The 20,499-nt window shown below is 63.2% G+C and carries 18 protein-coding genes; 11 read left to right on the top strand and 7 right to left on the bottom strand.

Annotation, left to right across the window (positions count from 1 at the left end; genetic code table 11):
* The first annotated feature begins 20 nt into the window (after positions 1-20).
* Together B552_RS0111815 and B552_RS0111810 are read left to right on the top strand one after the other, a co-directional pair.
* Positions 21-1,094 (top strand): NAD(P)-dependent alcohol dehydrogenase, encoded by a 1,074-nt coding sequence (locus B552_RS0111815; RefSeq protein ID WP_019449231.1) that lies wholly within the window; start codon positions 21-23, stop codon positions 1,092-1,094.
* 408 nt (positions 1,095-1,502) lie between these two features.
* Positions 1,503-2,972, top strand: a complete 1,470-nt coding sequence (locus B552_RS0111810) for an acetate kinase (protein ID WP_019449230.1) — start codon at positions 1,503-1,505, stop codon at positions 2,970-2,972.
* Between the two features lie 109 nt (positions 2,973-3,081).
* Here the strand turns inward: B552_RS0111810 and B552_RS0111805 are convergent, their stop codons facing one another.
* Positions 3,082-3,603 carry a universal stress protein gene (locus B552_RS0111805; RefSeq protein WP_019449229.1) on the bottom strand — a complete coding sequence of 174 codons (522 nt, stop codon included), beginning with the start codon at positions 3,601-3,603 and terminating at the stop codon, positions 3,082-3,084.
* Between the two features lie 223 nt (positions 3,604-3,826).
* Between B552_RS0111805 and B552_RS0111800 the strand changes: the two genes are divergently transcribed.
* The 4 genes from B552_RS0111800 (at position 3,827) to B552_RS0111785 (ending at position 8,314) form a co-directional block, all read left to right on the top strand.
* On the top strand, positions 3,827-5,794 hold the full coding sequence (locus tag B552_RS0111800) for an APC family permease (RefSeq protein WP_019449228.1): 1,968 nt from the start codon (positions 3,827-3,829) through the stop codon (positions 5,792-5,794).
* A gap of 139 nt (positions 5,795-5,933) precedes the next feature.
* On the top strand, positions 5,934-6,356 hold the full coding sequence (locus B552_RS0111795) for an Lrp/AsnC family transcriptional regulator (RefSeq protein ID WP_019449227.1): 423 nt from the start codon (positions 5,934-5,936) through the stop codon (positions 6,354-6,356).
* Positions 6,357-6,738: 382 nt separating this feature from the next.
* Positions 6,739-7,044, top strand: coding sequence for a hypothetical protein (locus B552_RS0111790; RefSeq protein WP_035879750.1), 306 nt, complete (start codon positions 6,739-6,741; stop codon positions 7,042-7,044).
* 256 nt (positions 7,045-7,300) lie between these two features.
* Entirely contained in the window at positions 7,301-8,314 is a 1,014-nt protein-coding gene (locus B552_RS0111785) for a DUF1254 domain-containing protein (protein WP_085958776.1), read from the top strand.
* 183 nt (positions 8,315-8,497) lie between these two features.
* On the opposite strand, the gene mgtA is transcribed toward B552_RS0111785, so the two are convergent.
* On the bottom strand, positions 8,498-11,254 hold the full coding sequence (gene mgtA, locus B552_RS0111780; RefSeq protein ID WP_026035574.1) for a magnesium-translocating P-type ATPase: 2,757 nt from the start codon (positions 11,252-11,254) through the stop codon (positions 8,498-8,500).
* Between the two features lie 400 nt (positions 11,255-11,654).
* On the opposite strand from mgtA, the gene B552_RS0111775 reads away from it, so the two are divergent.
* From B552_RS0111775 to B552_RS0111760, 4 genes are all read left to right on the top strand, one after another.
* Entirely contained in the window at positions 11,655-12,143 is a 489-nt protein-coding gene (locus B552_RS0111775) for a tripartite tricarboxylate transporter TctB family protein (protein WP_019449223.1), read from the top strand.
* A gap of 5 nt (positions 12,144-12,148) precedes the next feature.
* Complete coding sequence (locus tag B552_RS0111770) at positions 12,149-13,690, top strand: tripartite tricarboxylate transporter permease (protein ID WP_019449222.1); 1,542 nt, start codon at positions 12,149-12,151, stop codon at positions 13,688-13,690.
* Positions 13,691-13,884: 194 nt separating this feature from the next.
* Positions 13,885-14,274 (top strand): nuclear transport factor 2 family protein, encoded by a 390-nt coding sequence (locus tag B552_RS0111765; RefSeq protein WP_019449221.1) that lies wholly within the window; start codon positions 13,885-13,887, stop codon positions 14,272-14,274.
* A gap of 112 nt (positions 14,275-14,386) precedes the next feature.
* On the top strand, positions 14,387-14,719 hold the full coding sequence (locus B552_RS0111760; protein ID WP_019449220.1) for a hypothetical protein: 333 nt from the start codon (positions 14,387-14,389) through the stop codon (positions 14,717-14,719).
* On the opposite strand, the gene B552_RS0111755 is transcribed toward B552_RS0111760, so the two are convergent.
* A complete protein-coding gene (locus tag B552_RS0111755; RefSeq protein WP_237718197.1) occupies positions 14,720-15,103 on the bottom strand; it encodes a CzcE family metal-binding protein in 384 nt (127 codons plus the stop codon).
* A gap of 399 nt (positions 15,104-15,502) precedes the next feature.
* Here B552_RS0111755 and B552_RS0111750 point away from each other — a divergent pair, with 399 nt between their 5' ends.
* Positions 15,503-16,756 (top strand): Hsp70 family protein, encoded by a 1,254-nt coding sequence (locus B552_RS0111750; RefSeq protein ID WP_019449218.1) that lies wholly within the window; start codon positions 15,503-15,505, stop codon positions 16,754-16,756.
* A 51-nt stretch (positions 16,757-16,807) separates the two neighbouring features.
* Here the strand turns inward: B552_RS0111750 and B552_RS0111745 are convergent, their stop codons facing one another.
* From B552_RS0111745 to B552_RS0111730, 4 genes are all read right to left on the bottom strand, one after another.
* Entirely contained in the window at positions 16,808-17,176 is a 369-nt protein-coding gene (locus B552_RS0111745) for an antibiotic biosynthesis monooxygenase family protein (RefSeq protein WP_026035573.1), read from the bottom strand.
* Positions 17,177-17,253: 77 nt separating this feature from the next.
* Entirely contained in the window at positions 17,254-18,087 is an 834-nt protein-coding gene (locus tag B552_RS0111740; protein ID WP_019449216.1) for a MipA/OmpV family protein, read from the bottom strand.
* Between the two features lie 404 nt (positions 18,088-18,491).
* A complete protein-coding gene (locus tag B552_RS0111735; protein WP_019449215.1) occupies positions 18,492-19,556 on the bottom strand; it encodes a 3-keto-5-aminohexanoate cleavage protein in 1,065 nt (354 codons plus the stop codon).
* Positions 19,557-19,579: 23 nt separating this feature from the next.
* Positions 19,580-20,479, bottom strand: coding sequence for a TauD/TfdA family dioxygenase (locus B552_RS0111730; protein WP_026035572.1), 900 nt, complete (start codon positions 20,477-20,479; stop codon positions 19,580-19,582).
* Positions 20,480-20,499: the final 20 nt, after the last annotated feature.

Below are 20,499 nucleotides of genomic sequence, written 5' to 3'. Positions count from 1 at the left end.
CAACCAGCAGGAGGTATCACATGGCAGGCATGCAAGCGGCAGTATTCCTTGGTCCGGGCAAGATCGTGCTGCAGGAGAAGCCGATCCCCGCCGTCGGACCCACCGACGCACTGATCCGCATTACCACCACCACGATCTGCGGCACCGACGTCCATATCCTCAAAGGCGAATACCCGGTCAAGCAAGGCCTGACAATCGGCCACGAGCCGGTGGGCATCATCGAAAAGCTCGGCAGCGGTGTCACTGGCTATCGTGAAGGCCAGCGTGTGATTGCCGGCGCCATCTGCCCCAGCTTTTATTCCTACGCGTGCCAGGACGGCTGCTCGTCACAGGATGGGCAGGGTCACGCGCACGGCTACAAGCCGATGGGTGGCTGGCGCTTCGGCAACACGATCGATGGCACGCAGGCCGAGTACGTGCTGGTGCCCGATGCACAGGCGAACCTCGCACCGATCCCCGACGGACTCACGGACGAACAGGTGCTGATGTGCCCGGACATCATGTCCACCGGCTTTGGCGGCGCGGAACGCGCCAATATCAAGATCGGCGACATCGTCGCGGTATTCGCACAGGGGCCGATCGGGCTGTGTGCAACGGCCGGCGCGCGCCTGCGCGGTGCGTCGATGATCATCGCCGTCGACGGCATCGATGAACGGCTGACAATCGCGCGCCAGATGGGCGCGGACGTGACGCTCAATTTCCGCAATACGGACGTCGTGCAGGAAATCCTGCGCATCACTGGCGGCCGGGGCGTGGACGCATCGATCGAAGCACTCGGCACCCAGGCCACGTTCGAATCGGCGCTGCGCGTGCTCAAGCCCGGCGGCACGCTGTCCAGCCTTGGCGTCTATTCAAGCGACCTGCGGATTCCGCTCGATGCCTTCGCCGCGGGCCTGGGCGACCATCGCATCATCACCTCGCTGTGCCCCGGCGGGAAGGAACGCATGCGCCGGCTCATGAACGTGATTGAAACGCAGCGAATCGATCTCGGCCCGCTGGTCACGCACCGCTACAAGCTTGCGGATATCGAAGCTGCGTACGATCTTTTCTCGCACCAGCGGGACGGGGTGCTCAAGGTAGCCATCACGCCCTGACGCTTTCCCCCAGCAACCGGCGGAAAGCCACATCTGTGCGTGCGCCCCGGACGGCATTGTTACGTGACACGTAACGCCTCCGGGGCGTCTGTTTCAAGTGCCGGCGCGGGCATGCCCTGCTTCCGCAATGATCTTTTATGTAGACATGCAGCGCATCGTCCAGTGCTGCTGGACTGCCGACAGGTTGACCGCTGTGATCCAGCGCGGTGCGGTCAATCCGTCATCCTAGGTGCGGTATCGCACTTGCGGGCCGACGTACGGCAGCATAATCTCCAAAGCCAGTGCATCCAGAGCCCGAAGGCAGTCAACGCAAACATGAGCACGTTTGCGGTGCATGGAAGGACAACCACCCGACTGATTTCTGGCATTCAGGTAGCCGAGCGTCGCCCCCTGGGAGAAAAAGACGTCATGAAGAAGCGCTCGCTGCGGGGCATTCGTTGTGCCAGTTGCTCCACGATGCTGCTGCTTGGCGGTCTGGCGCACGCGCAGACGACGCCCGACGATGCTCCCCCCACGGCCGCGCAGTTTGAATCGCTTCAGAAGGAGATTGCCGAGCGGGCGAAGCAGCTCGAAACCATGAAACGGGTGCTGACCGAGCGGGCGGACATGATTCGCGCGCTTCGGAGCACGGTGGATAACGAGATGTTGTCGCACAAGCGCGGCGGGCAGGCCGTGGGCAACGGCGTGACGCCAGGCAATGGCTCGCCCGACCCGGCCGCGTCGGGCTCGGCAAGCAATTCCGCGCAGATCAACAAAACGGTCCAGCAAGGCGCGCAAGACCAGCAGACGCCATCTGACATGCCGCCGCAGGCCGTTGCGCCGCAGGGCGTGCAACAGGTTCAGGCGGGCCAGGGCGAACAGCAGGGCGAGTCCGCGCCTGACTCGGGGCAGCCGGTCGGCACGCCACCGGAACGCGATACGCGGCCGCCGGCAATCGCGCCGATCTTCGACCAGCCAGGCGTGCTGACTCCGCAGGGCAAGATCGTCGTCGAACCGAGCTTCCAGTACAGCTACTCGTACGGCGATACCGTGTCGCTGGTTGGCTACACCGTGATTCCAGCCGTGCTGATCGGGTTGATCGATATACGCGATATCAGGACGTCCACGTACGTCAGCGCGTTCGCATTCCGATACGGCATCACCAAGCGCCTCGAGATCGAAGCCAAGGTGCCGTACGTGAGCGCAAGCAGCAACACGGTCAGTCACGAGGTTTTCACGGGGACCGCAGTCGACAGTGCCTTCACCGCCAATGGCAGCGGCCTTGGCGATGTGGAAGCGACGCTTCGCTACCAGCTCAACTATGGCAACGAGAAGATGCCTTACTTCATCGGCTGGCTGCGCTACAAGTCGAACACTGGCAGGGACCCGTTCCAGGTGGTGACCGATTGCGTGACACGCTGCGTGGGAAATACCACAGGCACCGGTCTGCCGCTGAGCATGCCGACGGGCACCGGCTTCCAGGCAATCCAGCCAGGCATCACGTGGCTGTTTCAGACAGATCCGGCCGTACTCTTCGGCGGATTCAGCTACCTGCACAACTTCGCGCGCGATGACGTCTACCGCAACGTGCTGGCCGGCCAGCAGGAGTCCCTCGGCAAGATCGCCCCGGGGGATATGTTCGAGTTCAACTTCGGTCTGGGTGTGGCCCTCAACGAGCATGGGTCTTTCAGTATCGGCTACGACCAGAGCATCATCTGGCCAACCAAACAGAACGGAGAAACCATCGCAGGATCGGTGCGCATCACGCAGGGTACGCTGCTGGTGGGCTACTCGTATCGCTTCAACAACAGGTACACGCTGAACCTGTCGGTCGGAGCAGGCCTGACACGCGATACCCCTGACCTGACCGTCACGGTGCGGCTACCGATCACGTTCTGAAGGGCATGATCGAGGGTGAAGGAGCCTGCCAGACTTAACGCGCGCGGCGGTACAGGAACACAGGCAATGCGGTAAGCCGCAGGGATCAAGACAGCCGTCTGGCTTTACCTTAGTGAGACCCCGGATATACAACCAGCGCCGGGCGGGCATGAGGATGCGGTGCCGGTGACAGTGGCATGCCCAATGCCGCGCCGCCTGTGCCCGCCGCTTTCACCACGGTCACGGGCACCGATGTCTTGCGCATGACGCTTGCTGCCAACCCACCCCCGAAGCAGGCCTTGATCTGCGTCCACAGGTTGACGCCGATCACGATGCCGTCGCAGTTCATCGACTCCGCCGCGCTTGCGATTGCCCGGGCCGGACTGCCGACCCCGATCATCGCCGTATAGCGCACCCCGGAGTCGTCAAGGATGTTGCTGGCCAGTTCGAGCGCGGATTCGCCTTCGCGGGATTCCTGCTCGCGCAGTTCGGCAAGCGAGTGAAACGCGCTGGCCCGTGTGTGTTCCAGTGGCGGCTGCACGTTCAGCAGCACCACCTCGGCCACGCTACTTTCGCGATACAGGAACGCGGCGTGCCGCACGGCAGACAGCGCGCACGCGGAACCGTTCACTGGCACAAGTATCTTGATCATGGTCCATCCCTTTGGTCATTCCCCTGACTCAAGGGTAAGCAACCGTTCATACAGGCTGGATCAAAGGATGGCGACGAGGGATAAAAATCTCGTAAAAATATCGCCACGCCGTCCGCGCGCGCTTCCGGCGGCGTGAAGTCCCGCCTACATTAGTCGCAGAGCCGAACTTGCCGCGTGGCGGCACATTCGGCCGGCTTGCGGATGCGCAAGTGGGGAGACGACGATGGCGGAACTGTCCAGATGGTGGCGATACCTCGCCGGCAAGCCGCTTGATCCCCTTTCGCCGGCCACACGCCATGCCATCGCGGTGGCGCCCGTGCTGGCCTGGGTTGGGCTGGGGGCGGACGGCCTGTCGTCGTCATGCTACGGGCCGGAGGAAGCGTTTCTCGCGCTCGGCTCGCACACTCCGCTGGCACTCTTCCTGGCGCTGGCCACGGCCACCACGGTGTTCATCATCGCGCTTGGCTACAACCAGGTCATCGAACTGTTTCCCACGGGGGGCGGCGGGTACCGGGTGGCAACGGCCCTGCTCGGTCCGCATCCGGGGCTGGTATCGGGGGCGGCGCTGCTGGTCGACTATGTCCTGACGGTCTCCACATCGTTGGCCAGTGGTGTCGATGCCTTCTTCAGCCTGCTGCCGCTTGCCGCGCAGCCCTACAAGCTGGTGACGGAGCTGGGCATCGTTGCCGCCATGACCATGCTGAACTTCCGCGGCATGAAGGAATCGATACTGGTCCTGCTGCCGATCTTCATGGGATTCGTGGTGCTGCATCTGGTGCTCATCATCTATGGCGTGGCCGCCCATGCCGGGTCGATCGGGCAGGTGGTGCCCGGCGCGGTTGGCGAAGCGTCGTCGATCTCGCAGGCAATCGGTCCGGTCGCCATGCTGGCGCTGATGATGCGCGCGTTCTCGCTCGGGGGCGGTACCTACACCGGGCTTGAAGCCGTTTCCAACAACGTCAACATGCTCGCGGAGCCCCGGGTTTCCAACGGCAAATGGACCATGTTCTACATGGCGACCTCGCTGGCGTTCACGGCCGGCGGCATCATCCTGCTGTACATGCTCTGGCATGCAAAGCCTGTGGAGGGCCAGACACTCAATGCCGTGGTGTTCGGCAGCATCATCGACAATCTTGGCCTCGGTTCGCCGCTGGCTCGTCACGGCCTGCTGGCCGCCGTGCTGGCGTTCGAAGCGGGCCTGCTGCTGGTTGGCGCGCAGACCGGCTTCCTGGATGGCCCGACCGTGCTTTCGAACATGGCTGGCGATCACTGGGTGCCACGCCATTTCCGCGATCTGTCCGCCAGGCTGGTGCGCCAGAACGGGATCATGGTGATGGGTGTATCCAGCGCGCTGATCCTGCTCTGGACGCACGGCGACGTATCGGTGCTGGTGGTGCTCTACAGCATCAACGTGTTCCTGACCTTCAGCCTTTCGCTGTTCGGTCTGTGCGTGTACTGGTGGCGGCACAGGACAGAGCAAGGCTGGGTACGGCATTTCGGGCTGTCGCTGCTGGGCTTTTCGGTCACGGCAACCATCCTGGTGGTGACGACCGTCGAGAAGTTCACCGCCGGTGGATGGCTGACACTGCTCGTCACGGGACTGGTGATCCTGTTCTGCATCCTGGTCAAGCGTCACTACTCGGCCACGCGCGCCGAGCTTGCCCACGCGGACGCCATGTTTGCCGGAAGTCCCCCGCCGGTCGATCCTGCACAGGCGCCCCGGCTCGATCGGGACAAGCCGACGGCCATCGTGCTGGTCGGCAAGCATCGCGGCGTCAGCATGCATGCGCTGCTGTGGGTGCAGCGCCTGTTCCCGGGGCACTTCCAGAACTTCATCTTCCTGGCCGTCGGCGAAGTGGACGCGCAGAGCTACGAGGGACAGGAAACCCTGCACAGGCTGCAGCACACCATTGGCGATGCACTGCAATACTACGTGGGCACCTGCCAGCGGCACGGCCTGGCCGCCGAATCGCGCGCGGTCTACGGCACCAATCCGGTGATGGAGTTCACCCTGCTTGTGGATGAGGTCATGGCCGAGTACCCGAACAGCGTCTGCTTTGCCAGCAAGCTGATCTTCCGCCATGTCAATTTCCTGACCGCGTGGCTGCACAACCAGACCCCGAACGAAATTCAGAACCGGCTGCACTTGCAGGGCAAGCAGATGGTTCTCCTGCCCATGAACGTTGCTTGAAGCACTTGAAGCCGTTTCAGAATGATTCTGGCGTCGTTGCGCCTTTGCCCTACCCAAGCCAGTTTGCACCCGGCCTGTGTTCAAAAATCGTCCAGCGCACTACACTTTGCTTATCCAATGAAGCAATCAGCCAACCGTCATGGACGATACGGATCGACAACTCATTGCCCTGCTGCGGGATGACGCCCGCATGCCCGTTGTGATGCTTGCCAGGAAGCTGCGCGTGGCGCGGGCAACGGTTCAGAACCGCCTGGCCAGGCTGGAGGGCGACGGGACGATCGTCGGCTACACCATCCGGCTACGTCCCGAAGCGGAGGCATTCCGCATCCGCGCGATCATGAGCATCGAGATCGAGGGCAATCACAGCGAGGATGTACGCCGGGAGTTGCGCGGACATCCGAACGTCGTCGCGCTGCATACCACCAACGGCCGCTGGGACCTGATGGCCGAACTGCGCGCCGACACGCTGGAAGCGTTCGACCGCATCCTCAGCGCCATCCGCCTGGTCCCCGGGATCGCCAACACAGAGACGAGCATTCTGCTGTCAACGCTGAAGCTGTAGTCGTACACCTCGACCGATCGGCATCGCGGAGTCGTCAATCAATAAGGCAAGAATCTCTGCACGCGCAGTAACTGTGGACGGGCGTGCCTTGCACAACACGGCCGCAACGTATCTGCCAACGGATGTGTAAATCGGTTTGACTTGGTGCCATCGATGACAGATTGTGAGAGAGGCCACGCGCCCTCACCCGGTCTGTCTGTTCAACCCATTCCCCCATCTCCGACACGCAATCGATGCTGGCTCTGACTGCCCGCCACCCTTTCGGGTGACGTGAAGCGTCTTCAGCCGAAGCAGCAGCCCTTTGTCTTGCGTCGTCGTGCCGGTATCAGCGGAGGGCGCCCCGCCGATGTCGTTGCATGACGTTGCAAAGAAGGAGTTGCTGATGCATCCCAAAGTCTTCCTGCCCACCTCTCTGGGGCATGAGCTGGCGGTCGGCGTTCTTGCGCTGATGGCTGGCACCGCCGCCTGTGCACAGTCCGCGTCATCGCCCGAGCAAAAGTTTCCACCCGGATACCTCGAGGCTGTGTCCACCGGATATGAAAACGGCCAGACGGCAGTGGCGCCGTCATCGCCCACGCAAGGGGCAACGGAACCCGTGGGACGCCTGACCCAGGCGTCGTACCTGGTCCCGCCCACGCAACCGGCGACAACGGCCACCCAGCCCCACAAGGACAAGAAACACCACTAAGTCCGGTCTGGAGAGCGATGCGCCTCGAACGGGGGCGCATCCAGGCAGGCAGATCCTGCCGAATCATCGACCGTTCGCCAGGTTAATCCCGAGAATTAAATTTCTTCGACACGCGTGATAAGCACTTTCGTGCGCCGATGTTTGTGCGGCGGCCGTTACGGCATACTGCGATGCGCCTCTCTACATCTGGAACCACGACAAGGCTTACTCCGTGAAAAAATCGCTAATCGCACAGCACGTCATCGTCATCGTCATCATGCTCGCCGGTCTCGGCGTGGCACATGCGCAAACCGCCACCGCACCCGCACCCGCAGATGGAAAACCCGTTCCGGTCACGGTCGACAATTTCATACGCGCCGAGTCCGACACGTACTTCGGAGGTCTGGCCAAACAGGGTGGCCTTGGAAAGATCCTGCACCGCCGCGAGCCGGCCTCGATCGATCACCAGACCGTGATCCGCCTGAACCGCGACACGCTCTATTCGTCTGCCGTATTCGATCTGGACGCGGGTCCCGCGACCATCACGATGCCCGACCCGGGCAAGCGCTACATGTCGATGCAGGTCATCAGCGAGGATCACTACGTACCCAACGTCTTCTATGGCGCCGGCAAGCACGTGCTGACGCGCGAAAACGTGGGTACGCGCTACGTGGTGGTAGGCATTCGCACACTGGTCGACCCCAACAATCCGGAAGATGTGAAGCAGGTACACATGCTGCAGGACGCCATCCAGGTAAGCCAGCAGGCGCCTGGGAAGCTGGAACTGCCGCGCTGGGACCCGGCAAGCCAGAAGAAGGTGCGCGATGCGCTGCTGACGCTGCAGGCCACGAGCCCCGATTTCCGCGGCGCATTCGGCAGGAAGGGGGAAGTCGATCCGGTGAAGCGGCTGCTGGGCGCGGCTGCGGCGTGGGGCGGCAATCCCGAGAAGGACGCCACCTACCTGAACGTGACCCCGGCGAAGAACGACGGCAAGACCGTCTACCGGCTGGCGGTGAAGGACGTGCCGGTTGACGGCTTCTGGTCCGTCAGCGTTTACAACGCCGAAGGCTATTTCCAGAAGAATCAGTCCGGCGCGTACACGCTGAACAACCTGACCGCCAGGCGCGGCAGCGACGGCGCCATCGCGATCCAGTTTGGCGGATGCGATACGGGCGTCCAGAACTGCCTGCCGATCGCCGATGGCTGGAACTACACCGTGCGGCTCTACCGGCCACGCTCCGAGATCCTGGGCGGTACCTACAAGTTCCCCGAAGCGCAGCCGGTGGACTGACGTACACCGAATTGGCCTACGCCCGCAAGCCACCTGACCGAAGGGGTGACAGGCCACACGCAGCATGGCTAAATGTCGTCATCGTGACTTGACCCCACGATGCACCTATCGCCCGCGAACCCCCGATCTCGCGGGCGTTTTTTTCGTCTGTGCGTTGACCTGTCGCCGGGGCATGGGCCGGCCCTACTGCCAGCCGAAGCGACGGATATAGAACCGCTTCATTGCCGTGGTCAGCAGCGTGTAGCTCAGCACGATGCCGAGCATCCACGGGAAGTACGCGGCCGGCAGCGCCTGCAGCTTGAAGTAGCCGGCCAGAGGCCCCATCGGCAGGAACACCCCGAATACCATAACGACCCCGGTCGTCACGATCAGCGGCCAAGCCGCGCGGCTTTCTATGAATGGCAGCTTCGGCGTGCGGATCATATGAACGATCAGCGTCTGCGTAAGCAGGCCCACGATGAACCAGCCGGACTGGAACAGAGACTGCCCGGCAACCGTCCTGGCGCCGAATACAAACCACATCACCAGGAACGTGGTGATATCAAAGAGTGAGCTGATCGGCCCGAAGAACACCATGAAGCGGCCGATATCGCCCGGGTTCCACTGCAATGGCCGCGCCACAAGCTCGTCATCCACGCGGTCGAACGGAATGGCGATCTGAGAGATGTCATACAGCAGGTTCTGCACCAGCAGTTGCAACGGCAGCATCGGCAGGAACGGCAGGAACGCACTGGCCACCAGCACGGAGAACACGTTTCCGAAGTTGGAGCTGGCCGTCATGCGGATGTACTTGAGCATGTTGCAGAACGTTCGCCGGCCCTCGATGACGCCCTCCTCCAGCACCATCAGGCTCCTTTCCAGCAGGATCAGATCGGCCGCTTCCTTGGCGATGTCCACCGCGCTGTCCACCGAGATGCCGATATCGGCGGCGCGCAGCGCCGGGGCATCGTTGATGCCATCGCCCATGAAGCCGACGATATGGCCGTTGGCCCGCAGCGCACGGACCAGGCGCTCCTTGTGCAGCGGCGACAGGCGCGCAAAGACGTTGTGCGTCTCCACAAGGCGCGAGAGCTGCGCCGTTTCCATCTTTTCGATGTCCGAGCCAAGCAGGATGCCGTCGATCTCCAGCCCAACCTCGCGACAGATCTTGGCGGTGACCAGCTCGTTGTCGCCGGTCAGCACCTTGACCGTGACGCCATGCGCTGCCAGTGCGCACAGCGCCGGCGCCGTGGATTCCTTGGGCGGGTCGAGGAAGGCGATATAGCCGATCAACGTGAGATCGCGTTCGTCAGCCACGCCGTAGGTGGTGAGCGCCGGCGGCGTTTCCTTCATGGCGACCGCCACCACGCGCAACCCTTCCGCGTTGAGATCCTGCGTGACCTGACGCACCTGTTCCAGAAGCGTATCGTCGAGCGCCAGCGCGTTGCCGTCGATCTGCACGCGCGAGCACACGCTCAGGATTTCCTCGACGGCGCCCTTGCAGATCAGTTCGTTGTGGTCGTCGCGTTCGGATACCACCACCGACATGCGGCGGCGCTGGAAGTCGAACGGAATCTCGTCGACCTTGCGGTAGTCCTGCACGGGCTGGAGTTCTCGCTGCAGTTCCACATGCTCCAGCACCGCGCGGTCAAGCAGGTTCTTCAGACCGGTCTGGAAGTAGCTGTTCAGGTAGGCGTGCTTGAGCACTTCCGTCGACAGGTGGCCCAGTACATCGGTATGCCGTTCCAGCACGATCCTGTCCTGCGTCAGCGTGCCGGTCTTGTCCGTGCAGAGCACGTTCATCGCACCGAGGTTCTGGATTGCATCGAGCCGCTTGACGATCACCTTGCGGCGTGACAGCAGCACCGCCCCCTTGGCCAGCGTGGAAGTGACGATCATCGGCAGCATCTCCGGCGTCAGGCCCACCGCCACCGACAACGCGAACAAAAAAGCCTCCATCCAGCTGCCCTTGGTGAAGCCGTTGACCAGCAGCACGATCGGCACCATCACCAGCGCAAAGCGGATCAACAGCCAGCTCACCTGGTTCACGCCCGCCTGGAATGCGGTCACCGTACGGTCGGTGGCGGTCACGCGCGCGGCCAGCGTGCCGAAGTAGGTGCGATTACCGGTCTCAAGCACCAGCGCAGTTGCCGCGCCGGACACCACGTTGGTGCCCATGAAGGCGATGTTGCTGAGTTCCAGCGGGCTGTCCGCGCCCTGGCGCCGGTCCGCAAACTTCTCGACCGGCAGCGACTCGCCGGTCATTGCGGCCTGGCTTACGAACAGGTCCTTGGCGACGAGGATGCGGCAGTCTGCCGGAATCATGTCGCCCGCCGACAGCGCGACGATCTCGCCGGGGACCAGTTCCCGCAATGGCACTTCAATCCTGGCTGGCGGCTTCGAGTGCAAAGGCAGATGCAGGTACTGCGCGCTGGTTGCCGTCACACTGGCGGCCATGTCGCGGCGCACGACGGTGGCCGTGGTACTGACCATGGCCTTCAGGGCTTCGGCGGCGTGGTTCGAGCGGCGCTCCTGCACGAACCGTATCAGCGTCGACAGCGCCACCATGGAACCGATCACGACCGTGGCCTTGACGTCCTCGGTCAGCCAGGAAATCACGGCCAGCACCGTCAACAGCAGGCTGAACGGGTTGCGGTAGGACTGCCACAGGTGCAGCCATGCCGGCAGCGGCTTCTCGTGGTCGACTTCGTTGGGCCCAACGCGCTTGAGACGCTCCTGCGCCTCTTCCGTGGTCAGGCCGTCCTCATGAGAGTGCAGACGCACCAGCACGGCGGGCACATCGTCCCGCGCCGCACGCTGCAGCGCACGCGTCAGCGCTTCGGGCATCGCGCGCGACAGCCCCGGCTCGCCCAATGATTCGAACAGGGCCAGCCGGCGGAAATGGTGCGTCACCCGGCGCGCACGCAGGAAAGCACCGTAGAGGGTTTTCAGGAACTCCAGGGTCATGTCCGGTTCTCCGGATCAATGTACGCCGCAATGGCTGCCAGCGCACACATGCAAACCCGGCCTTGTATGGATATCCAGACACCCGGACAGGCGAGGGAAGGGCATGTCCAGCCTAGGGATTTCACTGAATTTGGCCCCGCAAGACTCTTATGGATCACAACATGATGCATTTCGAAAGGTTGGCGCAAGGCTAACGAAAGGCGATTGCAAGCCATCCCTTATAGATTGCTCGGACCCGGCGCGCCGCGACTACCCTGTCTACAGGCGCTTGGCGCCGTTGGCGTTCTGAAAGGATGGAGGAGAGCATGACCAGTCGACATAGCGGCGTTCGCGCATCTGCAGCGGACAAAGCCGAAGGACAGCCCCAGTGGCGCAACCGGAGGAGGGCCTTCAAATGAGCCAATCCAAAGGATTCAAGAAGGATTACTACGGCGGCACGCTGATGACACTGGTCGGGCTGGCTGCGGTATGGGCCGGCATGCAGTATCACACCGGTACGCTCAGTCACATGGGGCCGGGCTTCTTCCCGGTGGCCGTGGGGTCGCTGCTGGCTTTCGTCGGCGTGCTGATTGCCATATCCGCGCGCGGCGATGCGCCCCAGGGCGCGCCAGCGGCCGGCCATGGGCACGGGCACGGCCACGCCGCGCCGGACCTGCGCGGCACGGTATGCATCGTGCTGGGCACTCTCGCCTTCCTGCTGTTCGGCAAGTACGGCGGCATGATTCCCGCCACGTTCGCCATCGTGTTCATCTCCGCTCTTGGTGATCGCAGCAACAGCATCAAGCAGGCCTTCCTGCTGTCGGTTGCAATGTGCGTGATCGCAGCAGTGGTGTTTTCCTGGGCGCTGCAGCTGCAGCTTCCTCTGTTTACGTGGGGAGCGTGAGTACCATGGTTTCGAATGCCTTACATGATCTCTGGTTCGGCTTTGGCGTCGCGTTCCAGGGCACCAACCTGATGTGGTCGTTCTTCGGCGTGCTGGTCGGGAACCTGATTGGCGTGCTGCCCGGCATGGGCGCGCTCTCGGCGATCTCGATCCTGCTGCCGCTGACCTACGTGATGCATCCGGTCCCCGCCATCCTGATGCTGGCCGGTATTTTCTACGGTTCGCAATACGGCGGCGCGATCGGCGCCATCCTGCTGAACCTGCCGTCGCACCCGCCGCACGCAGTCACCTGTATCGATGGCTATCCGATGACCAAGGCCGGCAAGGGCGGGACGGCGCTGGGCATCACGATGATCTGCTCGTTCTTCGCCGCGTCGGTGGGCATTCTGGTGATGATCTTCGCATCGCCGCTGCTGACGGCCATCGCCTTCAAGTTCGGTCCCGCGGAGATCTTCTCGATCATGCTGCTGGGCCTGCTGGCCGGGTCGACGATGTCGCGCGGCTCGCCGCTGAAGGGCGTGGCGATGACGCTGTTCGGCCTGCTCTGCGGCGTGGTTGGCACCGACGTGAACACCGGTACGTTCCGCTTTGCGATGGGCATCCCTGAGCTGAGCGACGGTCTTGAACTCGTGGCGATCGCGATGGGCCTGTTCGGCGTTGCCGACTTCATCCTGAACGTGAACCGCATGACCGCGGTGACCAGCAACACCAAGCTGCGCATCCGCGACATGCGTCCTAGCCTGGCCGAGCTGAAGCAGGCCTTCTGGCCGATGGTGCGCGGTACCGGCGTGGGCACGCTGTTCGGCGCCATGCCCGGCACTGGTCCGACGATCACGACGTTCGTGGCCTATGCGCTGGAACGCAAGATCTCCAAGACGCCCGAGAAGTTCGGCACCGGCATGATCGCCGGCGTGGCGGGACCGGAAGCGTCCGCGCACTCGAAGACGCAGGTGGACTTCATCCCGACCATGAGCCTGGGCATCCCCGGCGACGCAGTGATGGCACTGATTCTCGGTGCGCTGATGATCCAGGGCATCGCCCCGGGGCCGCAGCTCATCAGCGATCACCCGGACATCTTCTGGGGCCTGATTGCCAGCTTCTGGATTGGCAACGTGATCCTGATGATCCTGAACGTGCCGATGATCGGCGTGTGGGTCAAGCTGCTGCAGGTGCCCTACCGCTACCTGTTCCCGTCGGCAATGTTCTTTATTGCGGTCGGCGTGTTCAGCACGCAGAGCAGCCTGTTCCAGATCTGGGAAGTGCTGGCGTTCGGCCTGATTGGCGCCTTGCTGATGTACCTGGAGTTCTCGGTGGCACCGATCCTGCTCGGCTTCGTGCTCGGACCGATGGTGGAAGAGAACTTCCGCCGTGCCCTGCTGCTGTCGCGCGGCGACATGATGGTGTTCGTACAGCGCCCCATCAGCTGCACGTTCGTGGTGATCTCGGCACTGCTGATCGTTGGCGTGACCTGGTCGGCATGGCGCAACCGCGGGCCGAAGAAGCCGGCATTCGATGTGCCGGAGTCGGATCTGGCTGTGAACGAGTAATCGCTGCACCCTGAACGCCAACGCACGGGCGGGTGTCCTCCGGACTCCCGCCCGTGTTTTTTTATGTGTCCCATGCGCGGGCACCTCGCCGTCTTCAATCGCCTCGGTCTTTTTGTATGCAATTTACGGATACAATGCAGACCGCCCGCGGACCGATGGCGAGGCGTTTCCGATTACGTACTGGAGGACACATCGTGACGAACCAAGCAATCCCTGCTCAATACCTGGCGGCCCTGGAGCCGATCGAGAACTACCTGGAAGGCCACCGTACCGGCCGCGCCGAATTCATTCGCCGCGCCTTTCATGCCGACGCCCGGATCATGTCGTTCCGCGACGGCACCCTGCATGCGCTGACGGTCGATGAATTCTCGGCCCGCTTCCAGGGCGAGCCCGCCGCTGACGAAGCACAGCGCAAGCGTTTCATCGCCAGCTTCGACGTGGTCGGCAATGCGGCCACAGCGAAGGTCGTGCTGCAGTACCCCGAAGTGACGTTCACGGACTACATGAACCTGCTGCAGATCGACGGCGTCTGGAAGATCTCGAACAAGACGTTCAGCGCGGCACCGAAGGCGCCGGCGCAATAAAGCTCGCAACGCGGCGAGCCATCCTGATCGAAACAGCGCGATTTCTTGCCAGTGCAACCTAGAATAGGTTCACACCGGTTCACACCGGCCATGAAACGGGAGGGGACTCACCATGACACGCCTGCTTTCGATCTGGACGCTCTGTCTCGGCCTGATACTGGGTGGCTGTACCTACTATGGCTATCCGCCCGGCACGGTGCCCGCCAGCTACGATCGTTCCTTCTTCGCGGCGGCCGATGCCATGCGCGATCAGGGCGTGTCGATCAACGTGCAGAACCAGGTCAGCGGACTGATCTCCGGAAACTACGGCAGTACGGCGGTCACGGCCAATGTGCGCCAGCAGCAGGACGGGAGCGTCGTGGTGCAGTTCAACGCCGACGACACGCGCGATCCGGGCCTGGTCCAGCGCATCTCGCAAAGCTATGACCGCCGCATGGGACGTTGATCAGCCCGCGCTGTAAATCTGGCTGGGCTCGATGAACACGTAGACGTCATGGGCCTGCGGCACGCCCGGCATCAGCACGGCGAGGTTCATCGCACTGCCGTTGATGGACTGGAGGAACGTCCACCCAATGGTCTGCCCGCCGGCGCGGAATGCCACCGATTCGCCCGAGGCGACGGTCACGCGCTTCATGCCGGGGGCAACGTCGATGGTGCGTGTCACCGTGTCCACTCCGGCGCGGGTTCCAAACAGCGCGCTATCACGGCTGACGGCTGAAGCCACGGGGGCGGCGCCGCTGGACGCGGCTGTCGCGCTCCAGGCCAGCACGGGAGTGAGCACCAGCAAAGTGGCAAGCAGGGAGGAGATGGGGCGATTCTTCGAGGTCATGGCGCACATGGTGCAATTCGTGATGCAAATCGTGGCCCTGCCTGGATGGCAGTCCGCAGCAGGGCTGGCTTCGCCGGATTCTTGCCGGGCTGCCGGTTGAGCGCTGGGAGCGGGAACGATGCAGTCGTGGCGCGGAGGGGCGATGTCTCCGCCAGGCGTTTTGGATTCAGCCCAGGTGACAGATTAGCCCCTTCACATCAATTCGGAAAATGACTTGAATTCACAGTATTTAGTCGATTTTTTCCGAATCGCGTCGAATCAGCCTCATCCGCCATGCCATCCGGGGGCGCTGGCGGCACCCAACCCCGCCCTCCGAGAAAACCAATACAATAGCGACCCCGCGCGGCGGGCCCGGCCGGGCACTGCCTTAAGTTCTGCTGTACCTCAATCCGGAATTTCATGATCTCAAACGCATGCGGTGTCGACTTCGGCACGTCCAACTCCACCGTCGGGTGGGTTCGCCCGGGCGCCCCGACGCTGTTACCGCTAGAGGACGGCAAGGCAACCCTGCCGTCGGTGATCTTCTTCCACGCCGAAGACCCGCTGGTCAGCTACGGCCGCGCGGCGCTGGCCGACTATCTGGCCGGCTACGAGGGTCGCATGATGCGTTCGCTGAAGAGCCTGCTGGGCACCTCGATGATGGACGACAGCACCGAGGTGATGGGTCAGGCCATGCCGTTCCGCAAGCTGCTGGCCCACTTCATCGGCGAACTCAAGGGCCGCGCCGAGCGTGCCGCCGGTCGGGAATTCAGCGCGGCGGTCCTCGGCCGTCCAGTCCATTTCATCGACGAGGATGCCGCCGCCGACCAGCTCGCGGAAGATACGCTTGCCGAGATTGCACGTGATGCCGGCTTCCGTGACATCGCGTTCCAGTACGAGCCCATCGCCGCGGCGTTTGATTACGAGGCTGGCATTTCCGGCGAGGAACTCGTGCTGGTCGCCGATATCGGCGGCGGTACCTCCGACTTCTCGCTGGTGCGCCTGTCGCCCGAGCGCGCGCGCCGTACCGACCGGCTGGACGACATCCTCGCCAACGGCGGCGTGCACATCGGCGGCACCGATTTTGACCGCGCGCTGAGCCTGGCCAGCGTGATGCCAATGCTGGGCCTGGGCAGCGAACTGCGCAACGGCAAGGCCATGCCGTCCGGCCAGTATTTCGATCTTGCAAGCTGGCACACCATCAACCTGGTCTACACGCGCAAGGCGTGGTCCATCGTCATGGACAACTACCGCGACGTTGCGGATACCACGAAGCTGGACCGGCTGATCCGGCTGATCCGCGAACGCGCCGGACATTGGCTGGCCATTCAGGTGGAAGCCGCCAAGATCGCACTGTCGACGGACGCGCAGACCGTGGTCGACATGGGCCGCGTCGCGCCGGACACCACGCTCGCCATCACTCGCGAGGAATTCGACGAGTCGATCGCCAAGCTCGTCGGCAAGACGGCCACGACAGTGCAAGGCATGCTGAAGACAGCCGGCGTCACCGCCGACGCCGTCGATACGATCCTGTTCACCGGCGGCTCCAGCAGCGTACCGCTGTTGCGCGAACAACTGGCTCAACTGCTGCCCGGCGCGCGCCGCGTGGAGGGTGACCTGTTTGGCGGCATCGGCTCAGGGCTGGCGCTGGACGCCATTCGCAAGTTCGGCTGAGCGTCGTCCAGACAAGATCGCGCGTCGCGAGAGGGGCAGGCGATGCGCCCGCTACGCGACGCAGATGCCAGGTATCGCGACCTTCTGGAACACGTGCGGACTGGCAACCGCCGATGCGGGATAGGCCGGCAGTTTCGCCTGAAACTCCGGGTGCATGAACGCGGCCCGGAATGCAGCCGTGGACTCCCAGACCGCGTAGTTCAGATAGGTTGGACTATCGCCAATCGCCCGGTGCAGCTGGGTCGAGATAAAGCCGGGTTGCCGTCTCATGAACGCCGCATCATCCGTCCACACTTGCAGAAAGGCCGGCTCATCTGCCTTGTCCATCGTGAATACGTTCACCAGCACAACCGGCGCCGCATCGAGCGCGAGCTGACGGTCAATCGGGAAGGCCGGGTCCATCGGGCGAATAAGAGACATGAGCGGCTCCGTTCGGTCTGGTCATCCAGGGTCTTACGAGCCTAGTACATGCGAGCGGCATGTGACGGTCCCGGCCGTCACCGCCACGAATATGCCAATCCGGCGCCGTAGGTGATCTGGTTGCGCGTGCCGCGCTGGCTGACGATCGGGCTGTCCGCGGCGCTGCCGGTAATGCGCTGCGCGTAGACCATGGCCCCCGCGAACCAGTGCTTGTCGATCTGGTAGATCGCCGCCAGCCATCCCGTGCCTTGCTGCAGCCCGCCGCCTGGCGAATAGACAGGCAGGCCGCTTGCCACGCTGTCGTCGGGCGTCACGCCAAAGTAGGTCTGGTTGAAGCTGCGGCTCACCCAGGTCAGGCCCAGCCCCACGCCAACCAGCACCTGCGGGTGGACCGGCATCCAGAAGCTTCCGTTCATGGACACCCGGGGGCCGCCGTACACGATGCCCGCGTTCGTCATGACATTGATGCTGCCGCGCAGGCGATACGGGATCCCGCCGGCGTGGATGTACTCGTAGCCGACGAAGCCGCCCGCCTCCGCTGTCGTGTCGATCTCATGGACGCGTGCCACCACGGGATCGTCGACATTCTTTCGTCCCAGGCGCAGCGAAGCAGCCGGGCCATACTGGAAGCCGGTCAGGCTCCCGAAATTGAACTGCGCGTACGGGCCATACCATTCGAGCAGCTTGCCGCCCTCGGTCGTGTATCGCAGGCCCGGCAATGCGCCGATGATCCGCTCGTTGGCGCCGGCGTACTGGGTGGTTGAACCAATGCCCAGGCCGACCATATTGGGGATGGTCCCTGGCAGGTCCACCGGTGACGCACTGGCGCAGCCGGCCGCGCAGGCCAGGCCAATGCCGGCAAGAACGCGCCAGCGCGCGCAGTGGGCAAAAAAATTCCGAAACGTGGTCATTGAGTTGGGGGGCTTTCCCGTCATGTCTCTTGTCATCCCGCTTGGACGATCGGAGCCATGCGAGATTCCATGAAAGACAGGCAAATCCGGGGAACACGTCAAGCGCTCTGCCAGATACGAACTGCAGGCGACGGGCGTTGGGCGCATCGCTGCCCAGGGCGCGATTATGCGTCATTGCCGGCGAAGGCCCCGGCTTTCGCCCCCTTTTCGTCCCCTTTTTGCCGCCTTTCACCGCCTTTCTCCCACCACGCCCGTCAACGGGCAGCGTCCGCCGATGCCCCCTGTGAAGGGACCGTACGAGGTCCGAAGACGCAAAAAATGCAGTGCCCGCGCAATTCCCCAGCGATGACTGAAGGAACTGCGCGGGCATCCGCATTCGATGGCGTTAATGTGCTTCTTGCGTCTTACACCTTGGCAAAGCGCTGGGTGAATCCAACCTGGCCAGGCTTGCGGTTCGGTGCAAACCCGTTCTGTGCCAGCGTCTCATCGGCGCTGTCATAGAAGGTGCCGATCTTGTAGATGCTGCGTGCCTCGCTGGCATTGGCCACGTCGCGCCCGAACTCGTGCGAAATGCGTGCGAGCTGCTCGATCTGCTCGACCGTGCCCATCTTGCGGTCGCGGCGTTGCGTCCAGATGTTGTCTTCGATGCCGCACCGCACGTGCAGGCCCATGGCAATCGCCGTCATGTTCAGCGGCAGCACGTTGAGCATCGACGATTCCACCGTCAGCACCGAGCCATTCGGGCACGCCCGCACGAAGTTGGCGAGGTTGTACAGGTTGGGCGCCTCGAAGCCGCCGCCAATCGCCACCCAGGTCAGGATCAGCGGCACATTGCACGTACCACGGCGCATCATCCGCTCCACCGTTTCCAGCTGCGCGCTGGTGGCAAGCTGGAAATGCGTCTGGATGCCGTTGCTGCTGAGCCTGCGGATATGCTCCTCCACCCATTCCGGCCCGGCGGGAATGGTCATTTCGCGATAGGCGCGATAGGCCACCGGATCGGCCAGCGAAGTGCCGACGATATCGGCCGGGCACATCTGCTCGACCACGTTCATCTGGTTGGTGTTGATCGCAATCGTTACCTGGTCCGGCGTGGGTTTCAGTTCGGCCAGCATGTGGCGCGTATCGTCCGACAGCCATTTGGCAACATCGCCTTCGTTCTCGGGTGCAAACGAGATGGAGCCGCCCACCTGCAGGATCATGTCGGGGACGCGGGAACGGATGCCGTCAAGCAGTTCATTGAACTTGGACAGCCGCTTGGAACCCTTGCCGTCCGATTCGCGCACATGCACGTGCAGCACCGTGGCCCCGGCGTTGTAGCAGTCCACGGCCTTCTGGATCTGCGCCGACATCGACACCGGAATGTCTTCAGGAAAATCGGAGGGCATCCACTCCGGGCCGTACGGGGCTGCGGTAATGACCAGCTTCTGCTGGTTTTCGGGGAACAACGAACCGTCGATGAAATCCATGTCTCGCTCCTGGAAGAATATGTTCAGGCCAATGCCGGTTGAGCCTTGCGTGCAACCACTTCACGTTCGCCAATGCCGAATGGCTTGTCGCCGATGATGCCGGCGCGTTCCATCTTGCGGTGGCATGGCTGGTAGTCCATCACGGCGTAGTGCTGGGTGCTGCGGTTGTCCCAGATCGCCATGCTGTTGGGACGCCAGCGCCAGCGCACCTGGTACTCGGGGATAAAGGCCTGGGTGACCAGGTAACGCAGCAGGTCGCCTGCACCCGGATTGCCGTCCTGGCCGAAGCGCACATTCGCCGGCGTATGGAAGTTGGTGAAGTGCGTGGTAAAGGCGTTGACGAACAGCACCTTCTCGCCGGTCTCGGGGTGCACGCGCACCACCGGATGTTCCGCGTCCGGGTACTGGGCCTTCAGCGCGAGCCGCTTCTCGATCGGCAAGGCCGCGCCGAAGCTTGCTTCGATGCTGTGGCGTGCGCGCAGCGTGGCAATCTGCTGCTTCACGTGCTCGGGCAGGTTCTCGTAGGCCAGAACCATATTGGCCCATGTGGTGTCGCCGCCTACTGCCGGGCTCTCCACGCAGCGCAGCACGCATCCCATCGGGGGCGCCTCGCGCCAGGTGGCGTCGGTGTGCCAGGCGTTCTCGTAACGATCCAGCGGCTGGTCCGGCCGCTTGTAGATCTGGACCAGACCGGGGTACTCGGGATGGCTGCCGGCCACGGGGTGGTCTTCCAGACTGCCAAAGCGTTCGGCAAACGCGACATGCTCGGCGCGGGAAATGTCCTGGTCGCGCAGGAACAGTACCTTGTGCTGAAGCAGCGCCGCCCGAATCTCTTCGAACAGCCCATCATCATGAATGGCATCGGCCAGGTTCACGCCAACCAGTTCGGCGCCGATGCTGGCGGTCAGTTGTTCCACGCGCATCATGCGGCCCTCCGGCTGGT

The sequence above is a fragment of the Cupriavidus sp. BIS7 genome, assembly GCF_000292345.1.
Classification (GTDB): Bacteria; Pseudomonadota; Gammaproteobacteria; order Burkholderiales; family Burkholderiaceae; genus Cupriavidus.
Note: the sequence above shows the minus strand (reverse complement) of the source record. Positions and strands in the feature narration are given on the sequence as shown.